This window comes from Flavobacterium ammoniigenes (assembly GCF_020886055.1).
Taxonomy (GTDB): Bacteria; Bacteroidota; Bacteroidia; order Flavobacteriales; family Flavobacteriaceae; genus Flavobacterium; species Flavobacterium ammoniigenes.
Window position 1 is genome coordinate 1,548,706 of record NZ_AP025184.1, and the last position, 16,867, is coordinate 1,565,572.

Genomic DNA, 16,867 nt, shown 5'->3' on the forward strand with positions numbered 1-16,867 from the left:
CTTAATTTCAATATTAATATTGTTAAATGAAAAATTATTGGATGATTTCCTTTAAATGTTCATATATCATTACCATAGCCAAAGTATCTAACTCACAATATTTCAATAACCCATTTGTGATTTCACCTCGTTCTTTTTCGGTCATATCTTCGTATTGCAATTTTGCATAGGCAGTTAATGCTGCACCACCATCAGCAATATTTTCAATTTCTGAAATAGTTTCATTTATTTCATCATTTTCCCAACCCTCATAAAGTGGGGGTAACATTTTGTATGGATTAATTAATTCATCATTTTTCATTGACAACCAAATATGATTACCATTGAAGTTTTTACTGCTTACATTAATTTGATCCAAACAATTAGCATATTTATTTTTCAAAAATTCACTAGAAATTAAAGAAGCTGGTAAAACCGCTTTGATTGAATTCGAGCCTTTTGTGTACGGATTATAATAGTAATCTTTAATTATTTTATTTAAATCTATCATTTTTCGCTCTCCAGCCCAAGTTTCTGCACTATCCTTTTTGGATACTGTTATCGTTTTTAAAAATGAAATCAATTCCTCTTTATCTGTTTCACTAGAATTTTTAAGTTGTTCTATAATTGCATTTAGTATAGAGTTTTCGTGTGTAGCGAAACGGAAAACGCTCCCATTATCATATCGTAAAGCTTCTCGAAGTGCTCTTGCAAATATAAAATTTGGAAACTGACCTGGTGTATTACTAATGAATTCTGTTCTGTGTTCAATTGAACCATCTTCATTATAAACATGGTGTGAAAATTGGAAAGCTACTTGCTCATAAGGGCTTCTGCCAGCTGTAAAAGGAAGTGCTACTGTACTAGTTTCAAAATCAATAAAGTGCATTGGAAAATTCCATTGAGCCATTTCAGCTTTCAATCCTTCTTTTTCAACATAAACCGAAGTATCTGCTGTTCTTGCTTTTTCTACTTGAATCCATTGCCTTTCACTTGGTGATATTTTAGTAGCTATAGGTATAACTTTCAAATCATCTTCGGTCAAATCATCTAAAAATAAACGGTTCTCTTCTAATAAATAACCACCTCTATAATTCCAAATCTCCATCGAATTTGGTCTATTAAAATCGGAATCACTCCAGTTTAGTTGTTTTTTAAAACAATGTTCAAAACCAGATTTCAATCCCTGTTGTATTTCTTCCTCCGAGGCTTTGAACTCGCATCCTTTACAATTACTAAATTTTAAAGGCCAATTCAAGTATTTTTTTTCTTGGTAAGCGTCTCTAAATAAGTGCATAGCTTCTGAAAAATTCAAATTATCGTAATACAAAAATGTGCCATCAATTATTGAATTAATTACACTATCGACATTTATTTCAGATAGTACAGATTGACCAATTTCTTCAATTTTAGTTACTTTTTTGATGATATCCGTTCTTGGATTACCGTTTTTAGGTACTCTGAAAAGTTGATTTAAACCATTTATTGTTGCCATTTTTGTTTTGTCAGCCATCATTAAGAAAGCTTCCACTTCTAGGTTAGGAAATGCCATTTGTACTACTTTCTTCTGAAATGCCAAATCAAAAAGATACGGTTTCCAACCACTTACCAATTTCCCGTTTTTACCAATAAAAAGGTATTTATCATTTGGATTAAAAGATTTGGCTTTCACTTCAATCAGTCTTATTTTGTTTCCTGTTTTTTCAATAATATCGCAACGCACATAATAACCATCAACTAAAAAAGCACCCTCATATAAAATCACATTTTCTCTTAATAGAGCATCTGATGTCAATTGAACGGCCATTTCATATTCTAATGATTCGGCATCAATAAAAAATCCGTTTTCGTAATGTATTCGAGCCAATTCTTCCACTTGAAATCCACCTTCTGCCAAAGATTGCAAAAAGGTGTCATCTGACTTTTTATTCGCAAATGTTTTATCATTTGTAAAATACAACTTATTGGGACATTCAAGACCTAATTTGAAACGTGATTTAGAAAGTACTCGCATAATTAATTTATTAACTTTTATGTGTAAAATTTTTAATTGTTGTTGATAAATCAAAATTTACAAAATGATTCACTTTATCTGATATTTCATTTGCAATATCAATAATATCTCTTGGTTGTTCAACGTTTTCGATGAAGTTTTCTATCTTATAACTTCTAGAATAAAATGTTTTGGTTTTATTAGGGTTAAATCCTTCATTTTTGTATTCAGTAAAATTAACTTTTTCTTTAACAAAATTTAAAATTTGCGTATCATCACTAATTTCTTTTAATATTTTTTGAACGAATTTTTCATAATTATTGGTTAAATCTGATTCATTTATATTATTATGAATTTTTAAAACTTTCGTATTATCATAATCATCAGCTGAAACATAATATTTGAAATTTTCTCCTTGAACTTGTATACCTATATTAATTTTCTGCTTTTTTACTTCATCTTTCATATTTGAAAAAAAAGTATATTTTTCATCTAAATTTATTTCTTTATAAAATGCAAAAAGTGGTATACCGCCATTTGATGAACCAGCTTGTATATATTCATATATTGAGTTTTCTTTGTTATCATTTGAAATAGAATTTAAAATACTAACATCTTTAAACTTAGTTTTCACTAAAGCAAATAAAAGTTTAAAGTAATCAAATCTTGCATATTCTTCATTTTGATTAAAATCATCAAGATTGACTTCTTCTTTGATGTTGTCTTCAATAAAATTAATATAGGCATTAGCAATAATGATATTCTCTTTTAATTGTTGTTTATCATTTAAAGCATCATTATTCTTAATAGTTTCTATTAATTCTTCATAGGTAATTGTTATCCATGGATTGTCTCCTAATTTTTTATTCCAAGCATTTAATTTATCAAAATAATAATGCACGGAATTTAAGTCATTTTTTATTTTATTTGTGAAATATTCTTGGTCAATACAAACACGAGAAGGTTTTAAATATACATAGCTACAATATTCTGCATTTATATTTTTGTCTTCATTCAAAAATTTAATACAATCTTTTTTGAATGATTTTTTACTAATTGAAGATTGAATTGTTGATACATTCTCAGAAATGTATTTTTGAAGAATCGAATACGGATTAGCCTCAAAACTCGGTTTGTCATTTTTTATTTCATAATCAACAATTTGTTCTGCTCGCTCCATTTTTTCTCGCAAATAATAATATTCAGTTTGAGAAAGCATTACTTTACCATCATCATCTTTGCTTAGAAATTTTATTTCATCTTCACTCAATTGCTGTTTGTAATCATCGAAATTTTTTCCTTTTTTTAATTTTTCGGCTTCAATTTTATGCTCTGAAGCTTTTATTTTATTCTCAATAATAATTTGATAGTTTTTAGAATCGTATGAATACTTTAATAAAATATCAATTTGATTTGATTCTGCCCAACAATATTGATTATTCAATTCGATTTTGTCGATTGATGAAATGTCTGTGTGTATAGATTTAATGAAATTTTTTGCTGTATCTGGAAAAGTATTAAAAATCCAAGCAATTGTTTCACTGTGAAATCTTTCAAGGTTATGGTGTGCAACAGATTCAAAGAAAGAATTGTAATTTATTTTTTTTTCATTAGTCATTTTTTTTTCTTTTTTAAATTATTGGTTATCAATATAAAAGATAATTTTTAATAAATTTAATACCCCCAATCGTTATGCACAATTGGCAATTTATTCAACTCATCACGATGTAACCTCCACTTTGGCATGAATTTATCCATTAAGGATACAAATCTGTCGTTATGGTTTCTTTCATGTAAATGAACCAACTCATGAACCAAAATATACTCTAAACAAATTGGTGGTTTTTTTGCCAACTCTAAGTTTAACAAGATGCTTTTAGAATCAGTATTACAAGAACCCCATTTGGTTTTCATGTGTTTTACACGCCAATCATTGGTAGAAACCTCAATGATTTTTTCCCATTTATCTAATAAAGGTTTAATCTGCAACTTTAATTGTTTGCGATACCATTCTCTTATAACAATTGCTTTTTCTTCAGTTGTAGCACCTTCTTTTATTTTTAATATAATTTTTTTTGTTCCTTCAATTTTCACCGAACTATATCCGTTCTTTTCTTGAACCTCTAACAAGTATCTGACACCTTGAAAAAACAAACTTTCACCAGATACATAATCTCTTTTAGTCTCTCTGGCTTGTTCTTGAAAGCCCTTTACATGCTTTTTTATCCATCCAAGTTTACTAATAGCAAATAGTCTAAACACCTCTTCATCCGTTTTTAATGGAACAGCTAATCTTATCCTACCATGAGGTGGATAGACAGCGAGGTGCATGTTCTTGATGTCTTTTCTAATAACATCAATTTCGATGTTTGCGATATGTAAAAGATTAGAATTAGTACTCATTTTGAGCTTTTATAATTTCCATAATATTCATTGTTTTCTCTGGGTCTCCAACAATATTATTTACCTCAATTCTTAATTTCTTTTCTTTTATTCCGCCATCTCTCCAGCCATCCAATTTATTATATTTAACAGCCTCATCTAGTAAAATGGATAAATTTTCATCATTATCTAAATTATCATAAAGGGCTTGTTTAGCTCTAGTGTTGATGCTACTTGGATAAGATTGACTGGATGTTGAATTGGATACTTGTTCAGCCAATTCTTTAATTTTATCCAAATACTCTTTGTAGTCTATGGTTTCTTGCTTACGTTGTTTAATTAACTCATCCAACAACTTCGACATTCTTTCGTAATATTTTGGATTCGTTTGTGATTCCTCATTAACTACTTTTCGAACATTATTCTCTATGGTTTCCGCAACTGCTGTTTGCCGTCCACGCTTTTTATCTTCTGGTGTACCTTCTAATTCATCTCTTAGTTTGATTATCAAATCTACTAGTGATTTGTTCTCAAAGTCAGATATTTTTTTACTTGAATTAGCGTTCAGATACATATCCATCAACTGTCGCATCCCTGGCTCGAAACGCTTCAAATCTAAATAATCACCACTTGCTTGTTTGATGGTTTCTCTTAAATCGGAATAATACTGAACTTCTTGCTTAATTTTCTCAGCTTCTTGTTCCGTGTATTCAAGTTTATGCATTTCGTTGGCAACATTGGCATACGCTCTAATCAACTTTACAACCGCTTTATATAACGCTACTCTTTTCTCTTCTGTAGCCTTTATATCATCTGGATTTTCAGTATTACCACAGAAGAATTTAATAAAACTAGGCTCGTCTTTAGGATGAACAGGTTCACACATGGCTCTTACTGTTTCTAAAGCTGTTTCTAATCTATCTTTACTTTCAGAAATTCTATTCTTCAACAACCCTATAACATCATCCTCATCAAACAAATCAAATGCTTCCGATGTATAATCATTTATAGATTTTTGAAGGCTATGGAATAAATCTTTGTAATCAATTATGTAGCCATAATCTTTATCTTCTGTATCTACTCTGTTAACACGACAAATAGCTTGAAATAAGCCATGGTCTTGCATCCCTTTGTCAATATACAAGTAAGAAGCTGAAGGTGCATCAAATCCAGTTAGAAGTTTGTCTACAACAATTAACAGCTTCATTCTAGCTGGTTCTTTTATAAATTGAGCTTTGGCTTCCGATTCAAATTCTTCTGTTGATTTTCCGTTTAACATCTTAGTGTAAACTTCATATTTCATCAACTTCTCAGTCAATCCTTCACCTGTTTCTTCACCTTTGATATCTGAGTGATGTGGCTCGTAGGATGTTATAATAGCACAATTCTTGAAGTTATTGTTCTGAAAAATCTCATAGTATTTACAAGCTTGATAAACAGAACTTGATACCAACATTGCATTTCCTTCTCCAGTACTTAACCTTGGTTTTGTCTCAAAATCAAATATAATATCGGCTACAATTTTTTCTAATCGAGATTTTGAACCGAGAACTTTTTGCATTGTTCCCCAACGTTTTTTTAGTTCGACTTTAGCAACATCTGTTAAACCCTTTGTTTTAGCATCAAACCATTCATCAATCTTTGTTTGGTCTGTTACGAATTGTTCTACATCTCTTGCTTCATAAAGCAAATCTAGTACAACTCCATCTTCAACAGCCTCATCAAATTTGTATGGATTACCTATATAAGGTCCGAAAATTTCGATTGATCTTTGTTTGTCTTTTTTAAGCAAAGGTGTTCCCGTAAAACCAATAAAAAGAGCATCTGGTAGTATCATTTTCATGGCATCATGAAGCTTTCCAGATTGCGTGCGATGACACTCATCTACAAATACATGTATGTCACCTTTGGCTTTGAAATCACTTCCAAGGTTTTCTTTTAATTCTTTTATGAATGCTTCAAAATCGCCTTCGTCAGTTTGCCTCCCAAATTTATGAACCAAACTACCAATTAACATTTCTGTTTTAGCATTCAGAACATTGATTAAATCTCTACCACTTTTGGTTCTGTATATTTTTTCATCTATCCCAGTGAATAGCTTTTCTATTTGGTCGTCTAATTCTTCACGGTCTGTAATGATAAGCACACGGCTGTCAGCAACATTTTCTCTAATCCATTTGGCTAACCAAACCATCGTTAAACTTTTCCCAGAACCTTGTGTATGCCAAATAACACCACCTTGTTTGTTTCTGATGTTTTGATGAGCCGCTTTTATGCCAAAATATTGATTAGGACGGCATAATTTCTTCACACCTTTATCAAATACTACAAAGTCATGAATCAGCTCTAAGAACCTGTTTTTTTCGCATAATTGAAAAATATGTTTGTCTAAAACATAATCAAATGACTTATCACATTCTTCTTTCCATTTCAAAAAGTATTTCTCCGATGTTTCAATCGTTCCATATTGTAAACCACCAGAATCGTGTCCAGCTAGAACTAATTGAATGGTGGTAAAGAAATTTTGTATGAACTCTGGTTTTTGGTTGTCCAAATTCTGACGAATTCCTTCTTCCACACTTACTTTACTTCTTTTTAATTCCAGAATTCCTAGAGCAATACCGTTAACATATATTACAATATCTGGTCTTTTATTGTATTTTCCTAGTACAGTTACCTCTTCAGCAACTGCAAAATCGTTATTCTCAAAGTTGTTCCAATCAATCAACCATACAGTTTCTTTTGGACTTCCTAACTCATCACGTACGGTTACACCATAGCGTAATAAACTATATACTTCTTTATTCGATGCATACAAACCACTGGATAAGTTAGTTGCTGATTTGACTAGTTCATCAACTGCTTTTTGACTCAATGTTTCAGAGTAACCTCTTGAAAGCAAATGTTTTTTTAATATGGGTTCTTCAACAGGACTAGTGCGAATTTCTTCTTGCCAGTCTCCAAGGTAGTTGTATCCCAATTCTTTTTGAAAAAGCTCTAAAACTCGATTCTGAGAGGTGCGTTCTGATTTGCCAATATTGTTACTCATACAATTACTTTTTAGCGATTCTAAGAATTTGATTCCAAACCAAATTTTCAGACCATTCTTTGTCTCTTTTATTTAATGTTTTCTCCACCTCATTGGATAAAAACTTACCAGCATTTAAAAACATTTGATTACGTTTAGTTACATCCCTTTCTCTAGAAGCAAAATCTGTTATTGCATTCCAAACGGCAAACTCATTATAACCCAATGTTTCAATGTTGTCTGATAGGATACTCTCGGCATTATGATTATTGTCGAATTCTCTTAAAACTTCAATATTTTGTGGCATAATACTAATTTTAAGCACACGTTCCATCTTTCGAATTGCCTTCGATTCAAAACTACCTGTCGTTTCATCAAATAATTTATCATCTCCATATTGTAGGATTTCAAAATAATCTTTCAACTTTCTTTGATAGGTTTCAAAAGTACATTTTGACCATTCACAACCAATATCAAAAATTTTATCTGAGCTAATAGTTTCGGTGAAGTTTTTGGACATTACACTTACCATTCCATTGGAACAAACTTGACGATAAATAATTGGATAATAGGTTACGACATTCATTTTTGAATAACTATACTCACACATTATGGAAGCAAAATAATCTTCATTTCCAATTTTGAATAGATTTTTATTAACTAATTCAAATGAAAGTCCCAGTTGATTCAGACTAGGTTTTTTATAAAGAATTACCTCCAAATCTAAATGGTCAGGAGCAAATAATTTTTCCATCCGTTTCACGGCTCCAGTAATAACTTTATTGAAACTTGCATGCTCAAATGGTTTGGCTGATTTTTTAATTACTTTTTCAACACCATCCATTGAAATTGAAAGTTGGTATATTTTTTTTCTACCCTCTAGTATTCTGTGATATATAGCTGGAATGAAGTACGGTTTTAATACTTCAAATGATTGAGTATCTTGTATAAATTTCATAGTATATTAGTTTAGATTAACCTCGTTTTACCTGTTAATAATTCTTGCATCATACCTTGTTTAACACTTTGGTATTTTGCTTTTTTAGATTCTAATTGTTCGATTTCTAAATCCATATCGGATAACATAGTTGCAATTGCAATTTGTTCACTTAAATTTTCGGGGTAAGAAACTATAAAATCAAATAACGGTTGACGAACTATTTGCGGTTGACCAGAGCCAGTTATACAACTAATAAAATTGCAATTAAATAATAGATGATAGAAAAATTCCTTATTCAATGAACTTTGATTATCAACATTCATAACCATTGCATTACCAGTTATCCAACTTTCATTCACTGTTCTATTCACTGTTCCACACGTTGAACCTCGACATGTAATTACAGTTTGCCACAATTTATGATTATATTTTATGTAACTTCCAACAACTCCATTAGCTCCATAAACAGGGTAGCCATCTTTGCTAAATTTCTCTTGAGAGATTGTAATAGGTTGATATATTTCAGCTATTTCTCCCAATCTTTTTTCCTCCCAATCACCAGTAAATCCTTTTAATCGTTTACCTCCTTTATGTGGTGGCGTCAACAACTGTTGCATAGCACCTTGTTTAATGGCTTTCTTTTTGGTAATAAGTTTATCTAAATTGGCAATTAATTCATCTACATCACTTAATGCAGTTGCAATGGCTTTTTGTTCTTCGAGTGAAGGCGGAAGAGCAAAAAGATACTTTTCCATACCATCTTTTGTGAGATGAAGCATTGTTGAGCCACTAGTTCCTTTTTTTAATTCTTCAGTAAGTTGAACAAGTTTATGATAATAGAACTGTTTATCAGTGATTTTATTATTACATTCAATTTTCCATATGTGATAATGAAATATAGCTTTATCTCCCCACCAAATATATGGACCAAATGAAGCAGACCACATAAAAATCAAATCCCCCTTATACATGTATTGATACTCTGGAAGGTTTAAATTTGAATAATAAAACCTTCCACCTCTTTGAGTTAAATTTTGTAACCTAACAACAGGTATACCAGAAGACTCCCACTCATTTATCGAATATGCACGTCCATTGATGTATTTAACCGCATCTTTTTGAGGAAGTACAATCCAATCATTTGGAATTAAACCAACTTCAGTTTGTTTAAAACCTTGTTTTTCCATTAGCTCCATACCAATCCCATTTTTTCAAGGTGAGCACTAACTTTATCTTCAAGTGTTTTTGTCTCTTTATCGAGCTCTATTAAGGTGTTTTCATAGCGTTCAGCTAATTGCTTTACCCTACCTGTTAAACGTTGTGAAATCGCTTCTATTTCAGTTTGGATAGAGGCTTTTATGCTAGCTAGCCATTTGTCATCCACTACCAAAGTTCTAACATCTTCTTCTGTTAATTCTTTGAACGTTTTAAGCGTTAAATTATCTAAAGCAGTTGTTTTATCTTTTTGGTCTTTTTTCAATTCAGCTTCTCGGTTGAAAAGTTTCAACAAATCATTCGCTATTGAAAGTGATTCTTTTTCGGCTGGATTGCTTTTTATTTCTTTAATAAAAGCTGTGAGGGTTGTTTTGGTGATAGTTCCTTTGTCGTTTGTTGCATCTGACAAAACACCTTCGTCTCCAGCGTGTTCTTCTTCAAAAGATACTAGTTCAGCTTGTACGCTTTCTAATTCGGTTTCGATACTAACTAAATCTTGGTATTCACTTGCCAAAAATCTATTGACAACCAATTCTTTTGGAATTAGGTCACACGTCCATCCTTTGTCAACTTCAGTACCTTTTTTGTTCTTTTCTAAAATGCGTTTTATTTTGGCAACCCAGCCATCCTCAACAATCAAATACACATCATCTTTTAGAGTTTCGTTCCAGTAATCTAACAAGTGTTGGTAGATGTCGTATTGACCAATCAATGGTTTATTTCCGTAACGCTCTAAAATGTCCTCAGAAATGGTTTTAATAAAATCTTTAGGTTTGGTATCAAATGAGATAGCATTCATTTTAGAATGATTCACACTTTTGAAATCTTCAAACAAACCATTTAATTGCGTATCGTATTGCATAAAATCGGAATGTTCAAAAATGGTGCTTTTTATAGCTGACTTTTCAACGTTCAATTTAGCATAACCTTCACGAATTGGTGAAAACAAATCCTTTCTTAAATTAGGATATACCGTCCAAAATTCTTGCAATGCATCAATATCTTTTTGAGGGATGCCACCATTTAAGTGAGCATTCAAATCTTGAATATCTTCTTCTTCTTGAGTATCTATATATCGTGGAATATTTAGATTGTATTCATTCTTTTCAATCTCACTGTAAGGAACTAATCGACAAAATTTATCAATTTCCCATTGGCGATTGAACGCATCCACTATTTTGTGAATGTCCTGTTCTCTCAAACGGTTTTTGTTACCATCTTTTATGTATCCTTTGCTAGCATCCATCATGAATACACCTTCACGGTCTTCTGCATTTTCTTTATCAATTACAATGATACATGCTGGGATTCCAGTTCCATAGAACAAGTTGGCTGGCAACCCGATAATTCCTTTTATCCATTTACGTTGCAATAAGTTTTTACGAATTTCTGCTTCTGCATTTCCTCTAAACAAAACCCCATGCGGAAGAATCACAGCTCCTTTACCTGTACTTTTCAAGGATGCAACAATGTGCAATAAAAAAGCATAGTCACCATTCTTTTCTGGTGGTACTCCGAAACCTCTGAATCGTTTAAATTCATCATCCATTGGATTGATACCAGTAACCCAGTTTTTAACTGAAAATGGAGGGTTTGCCACTACAAAGTCAAATCGTTTTAACGTTCCATCATTCTCTTTAAAGCTAGGTGTTGAGATGGTGTTCCCTCCAGATATAGAGGCCTCTGGATATCCATGCAACCACATATTCATGATAGCTAATCCTTTGGTGGCAATATCTTTTTCTTGTCCGTATAAAGTCAAACCATTTGGAGCTTCATCAGCCACCTTCAATAAAAGTGACCCCGACCCACATGTTGGGTCATAAGCTGTATAAGAAGGTTTGTCTGCTTTATCAACACTTATTACTTTTGATAAAATTCGAGACACCTCGGCTGGCGTATAGAATTGACCTTTGCTTTTTCCAGATTCTGTTGCAAAGTGACGCATTAAAAATTCGTAAGCATCACCTAATACATCATCATCCTCAGCACGGTTATTTTTGAAGTTAAGTCCTGGGTTTTCAAAGATGGCAATCAATTTAGACAGGGTTTCTACTTTGTCTTTACCACTTCCTAATTTATCATCATCATTGAAATCGACCAATTCCATTGAACCTTCTAATCCATTTGCGGAAAACAGTGGTCTAAGAATTTCTTTGTTGATTCGGTCTCCAATATCTGGTTTACCTTTTAAGGCTACCATGTCATCAAATGATGCCCCTTTTGGTATTTCAATTAATCCCATTGGATTACCAGCATACTTGTCTGAAATGTAATTTACAAAAAGCATTGTAAGTACGTAATCTTTATATTGTGAGGCATCCATTCCGCCTCTTAGTTCATCACAACTAGCCCATAGGGAGCTGTATAATTCTGATTTCTTTATTGCCATAGTTTGTACTTAATTTTTGATTACCTCAATGATTTCAACATAATTATCCAAGTTTCCAACTTTTACGATTTCACCTTCCAATTTATTTATCAAGGAAACAGCGAGTGGAGATTTAAAGAAAACATTTTGAATACCATTTATAACCTCATTCTTTTTTGATTCGTTTTCAGAAATATTAATTGTAATTGTTTTGTTTTGATTTATATAGTTAAGTTTTACTATACTCCCAACTTTAATTTTATTGTTTTCAGAAACAACTTCTATCTCATCAATATTATCCACAAACGAATCAATAATGTATTGATTCGATTCAATTGATTTTTCAATTGATTTTGATAAGATTGTTTCTACTTGAACTATTTCGTCAGTAAAAGCATTTGATGTTAAATTTATTTGGTCAGTTTCTATATCATTACCTTTTGAAATAACTTCTTTTATAAAATCAATAAGTTTATTTGTTTCTCGTTTTTGATTTCTCCACCAATTAGTACTCCATATCCTATGGAAAACAAATCCTTGCTTTTCAATAATTTTTTGTCTGTGAATATCATAGAGATATGCCTCCTTACTAGAGTGATAATTTGCTCCATCACATTCAATAGCAATCTTAGGAACATTTGTTAGTTTTGTGTCAATAACAATGTCGATTCTAAAACCTCCAACTTTCATTTGTGGAATAATACTAGCAGAATCGAAATTATCAACCAATGCTTGGTATACCTCTTCTTCAAATGGTGATTCTAAATCTTCACCAATAAACATATCTAATTTACTGCTATTTGGAGTGTTATCTGTTAGTGATTGGAGTACTTGATTTCTTCCTTCAATATTACCCTCACTAATAAACTTTGAATAAGCTAAATATGAGTAGAATACAGCTCTTTTATTGTTTTCTCCTTCAGCAAGTAAATAACTTTTGTAATCCATGAAAACTTGTTCTGGAATTGAAGTACATACATAAATTTTAAATTTTGCTCTGGTAATAATTACATTTAATAATTTATACCCTTTAGTGTGATTAATCGGACCAAATCTTTGAGAAAACTTGCCATCTTTGGAAATACCATATGTTGTTGACAATATGATTACATCACGTTCGTCACCTTGAATATTTTCTAAGTTTTTAATGAATAATCCTTGTTCTTCCAGTTCAATAATTTTATTATTGAATTCTTCATATTTAGAAAATTTTTGTCTCTCTAGAATTTTGCTCTTTATTAAATTTCTTTGTGCAATATTTAAAGTTGCAATACCTACTGTAGGATATTTTCCGTTAGGAAGTCGATTTATATTATTATCCAGAATTGAAATAACCATTTCGGCTTCCGAATCGTTTGTATGGTCAAAGAAAGTTCCATTTACTTGAATATATTTTATCGGAACATATTCAAAATTGTTTGGTAATGGCTTTAGTCTTTTATTGTAAAAAGCATGATTTGAAAAATCAATTAAAAACGGATGTCTTGAACGATAGTGAAAATCTAGATGCCTTTTTTCAAAATTTAACTCAGTTGCGAAATCTAACAATGATTCACAGGAAAGTAGGATGTTATTTTTATCAATCACTAAATTATTTTCTTCATCTAACTCATCTTCATCGTCAATAATTCCATCGAAAACTTTACTGAAATAATTAGACGGAGGCATCTGATGCTCGTCTCCAGCAATTATGATTTGCTTACCTTTTAATATTGCTGGTAAATTGTCTTCTAATCTTAATTGACTCGCTTCATCAAACATTACTATGTCAAAAAATTCATTCATTCCTTTAAACAGGTTAGAAGCAACGTCTGGTGAAGTAAGAATTATTGGGAAAAATGAAGTAAACAAATTTGGGTCATATTGGACAATCTGTCTTAACGATAAACGTCTATTTCTTGTACCTTGCTTTTTCAAATAAAGATTTCCTACCGAAATAGAACCATTATTTTTTCTTTCAAAACTCCTTGTTTCTTCAATTTGTTTATCATACCAAAAATGATTTACAAATTTTAATTGTTCATTTTTAATTCCATCAAGAATTACTTCAAGTTCTTTATGGTCATCATCACTTGTAGGCAAATTAACATTTGCATTTTTTATTAATAAACCATTTAAATAATTAGAAATAAAGCTATTTTTCCAATTACTATTATCTAAGAGCTTATCAATTATTTTCTTTGCTTTATCTTCTAGTAAATTATAAAACCTAAACCAATCAAATTCAACACTGAAATTATCAATCTCACTGTCGAAATAACTCTGTTTTAAAACTAAAAGTTCGTTAATTGCTGAAACAAAGTCTTTATGTGATTTGTATTTCAATTTTGATTTTGCCCATCCATCTGAATTTATTTTATCGTTTAATGAAGCAATTTCAAATTGAAGTTTGTTAAGTGTTTTAATTCGAGTATCTCCTTGTTCAGACACTAATAAATTTTTACTTTCATACTCATTACGCAACTTATTTACAAACTCATCGGAATTACTTTCAAGTTCATTAAAGATGTTATTGTAGGAATTAACGTTCTTGAACAATTCATCATGAACTTTAAAATTGAAAGGTAAATCTGGACATTCATTAAGTTTATCCGACAAAATTTTAAAGGTCGATAATTTTAAATCTATGAACTTCTTAAGTTCAGAAACTAGATTGATTAAAGTTTGTTTTGAACTAATTGACAAGCTCAAATTTTGATTTACTTCAAGTGAAATGTTGTCTAGGTAATTTATACATGATTCATTGTAAACTTTGGAAAAACAAAAGCTATCAAATTCATTTTGTATATTTTCAATGAAGCCTTGCTTTGTCTGAAGGATACTAATTTCGAAATCATCTTTAATCTTATAGTTTTCGATTAGACTATTTGTTAAGTTCCCAATTTTAAAGTCCTTCGATTTTAACAATTGTATTTTCAATCTCGAAAATTCTTTCTTTAATTCAGATTGATTCGCTATTAATTTTCTTTTGTGCGATGAGAATACTGAGAATATTTTAAAAGAAAGTTTACTTGTTTTTTCCTCGTCTAAAATATCATTTAAGTTTGTGTATTCTGAAAAAATTGTATTGATGGTCTTTAATCTACTCTCAATTTCAGACAATTCTTTTTCAAATTCAGTTCTTCGAGATTCAGTGAAAACAAGAAAATTCTCTTCTATAATTGAATTTAATTCAAGTTCAATTTGATTGAATTCTTTTTCAAAAGACAGAATATCATCTAACTGTTGCTTCAAATCATTTCTTCTCAACCTAAAAAATTCTGACTTAACTATTTCTATGTTTGCAATTATTGCATTTATTGAATCACTATAAAATTGAAAATCCTCATTAATTTTTTGTTCGATTACATAAGGATTATCACCAATTAATTTATTGGGATTTAAAAATGAATGAGTAGTAATTGATTTATACCTATTATATAATCCTTCACCTTTTTCAATTAAATCACTTAAACTATCTAGTTCTTCGACTGTGTAGTTGAAGTCATTCAAGTCAAATTTTATTTCTTGATAATCCGAGGATTGTTTTATTGATTTAATGAGCTCACCAACAACATGAGTCCAGTTATTATTTCCCAATATTTTGCCGTCAAGAAATTTATGTTGGGAATTTATTAGAGCTATTTTTGACTTTGCTTTTTCAATTAATTTAACTAGCTCAGATTGAGATTGAAAATTAGAATAAACTTTATGCGGATAATTATCAACTCTTTCCCTTACAGAATCGACCACAAACCTTCTGTCTTTTACAATATCTCTGATTAGAACGCAATGATGGCTTAACCCTTTTTCATTTAAAGAATTATGCAAAACTTCCAAAGCAGTCCTTTTTTCACAAACAACAATTGTTTTACGATTATTCTCCAATGCATTGATTAAAAGTGCTGTTAAGGTTTGACTCTTACCTGTCCCTGGAGGTCCTTGTATCAATAAGTTTTTATGATTTTGCATGGAATTTAATATACCTTGCTGTGTCGGGTCAGTCTCAATTGATGAAATTGGTTGAAATGATGAAAAATAAGAATCTACTTTATTAAGATTCAAATTTTCTAAACTCATTAATTCTGAATAGTCATCAATAATATTTTGTTTTTGCACTTCAAAAATCGAAAAAAGTCCGCCAAACTCTATAAATGAATTGGTAGTGCTTAAAGGAAGTTTTTCGTATTTATTTCTATCACCTATAGAAGTGATGTTTTCAATTTTAGATTTAAAGATTTCTTTTAAGTCATCTGGAACAATCGAATTTATCTGTTTAATCAAACTTGTACATATCTCAATTAATTCTTCCTTATTTATTAAGCCATCATCTAGAATATGATTTGGTATCGGCTCAATTTCAATGTTAGAATCGTTTTTTAAATGATTTACTAAAACTTCATTTAAATAGATTGGGTCATCCTCTGTTCTGATAATTTCCCAAGTATTAAACTCTTTTGTTCGTTTTATTCGTAATGACCAAATTAATATAGGTGAAACCGTTATTTTATTATCTAAATTATCACGTCTAACCAAAATAGGAAAACCAAAACCAAATGTATTAATCCCTTTTTCAGATTCAATTGCTTCAGTTTGATTAATCAAATTCTCAAATCCTTTTGTAATTCTAACAAGTTGAGATTGCTCTTCTTCAATAAGCGAATTTAAATCTGGAACATTATCCTTCCAGCTTATTTTAAATTTCAAAGGTTGCTCACTTAAAAGTGAATCAACAAAATTTTTCGGTAAATTCTTATCGATTTGAGCTAACCTAGAAAAGTCAAATTTATATCTTGAATTTGCTGGAATAGCATTTAAATGGACACCTCTTCGGTTTCCGATTTTTAGTCTATTTTGCAGTTCTTTTATTAGTTTTTCCGAAATTTCCATTTTTATTACTGATTGGAATTGTATTTTTTAGAGAATATTTACAATATAATCTAATCTGAATTCTAAATTAAATTATAAGTTTAAAAAAAA

8 protein-coding genes are annotated in these 16,867 nt (G+C 30.6%); all 8 read right to left on the bottom strand.

The window, feature by feature from the left end:
* Positions 1–34 precede the first annotated feature (34 nt).
* Genes LPC21_RS07155 through LPC21_RS07190 form a run of 8 tightly spaced genes read right to left on the bottom strand, consistent with a single transcriptional unit; the run spans position 35 to position 16,777 of the window.
* Complete coding sequence (locus tag LPC21_RS07155) at positions 35–1,993, bottom strand: DUF2779 domain-containing protein (RefSeq protein ID WP_229316480.1); 1,959 nt, start codon at positions 1,991–1,993, stop codon at positions 35–37.
* Positions 1,994–2,003: 10 nt separating this feature from the next.
* Positions 2,004–3,590, bottom strand: coding sequence for a hypothetical protein (locus tag LPC21_RS07160; protein ID WP_229316481.1), 1,587 nt, complete (start codon positions 3,588–3,590; stop codon positions 2,004–2,006).
* Between the two features lie 56 nt (positions 3,591–3,646).
* Complete coding sequence (locus LPC21_RS07165) at positions 3,647–4,375, bottom strand: M48 family metallopeptidase (RefSeq protein WP_229316482.1); 729 nt, start codon at positions 4,373–4,375, stop codon at positions 3,647–3,649.
* On the bottom strand, positions 4,365–7,403 hold the full coding sequence (locus LPC21_RS07170) for a type I restriction endonuclease subunit R (RefSeq protein ID WP_229316483.1): 3,039 nt from the start codon (positions 7,401–7,403) through the stop codon (positions 4,365–4,367). The genes LPC21_RS07165 and LPC21_RS07170 overlap by 11 nt, the downstream gene beginning before the upstream one ends.
* A gap of 4 nt (positions 7,404–7,407) precedes the next feature.
* The gene (locus tag LPC21_RS07175) at positions 7,408–8,340 is read right to left on the bottom strand and encodes a hypothetical protein (RefSeq protein ID WP_229316484.1); all 933 of its coding nucleotides are present in this window, start codon (positions 8,338–8,340) and stop codon (positions 7,408–7,410) included.
* An 11-nt stretch (positions 8,341–8,351) separates the two neighbouring features.
* The gene (locus LPC21_RS07180; RefSeq protein ID WP_229316485.1) at positions 8,352–9,509 is read right to left on the bottom strand and encodes a restriction endonuclease subunit S; all 1,158 of its coding nucleotides are present in this window, start codon (positions 9,507–9,509) and stop codon (positions 8,352–8,354) included.
* A complete protein-coding gene (locus LPC21_RS07185; RefSeq protein ID WP_229316486.1) occupies positions 9,509–11,929 on the bottom strand; it encodes a type I restriction-modification system subunit M in 2,421 nt (806 codons plus the stop codon). Before LPC21_RS07185 ends, LPC21_RS07180 begins: the two co-directional genes overlap by 1 nt.
* Positions 11,930–11,938: 9 nt before the next feature.
* A complete protein-coding gene (locus tag LPC21_RS07190; RefSeq protein ID WP_229316487.1) occupies positions 11,939–16,777 on the bottom strand; it encodes an AAA domain-containing protein in 4,839 nt (1,612 codons plus the stop codon).
* Positions 16,778–16,867 lie beyond the last annotated feature (90 nt).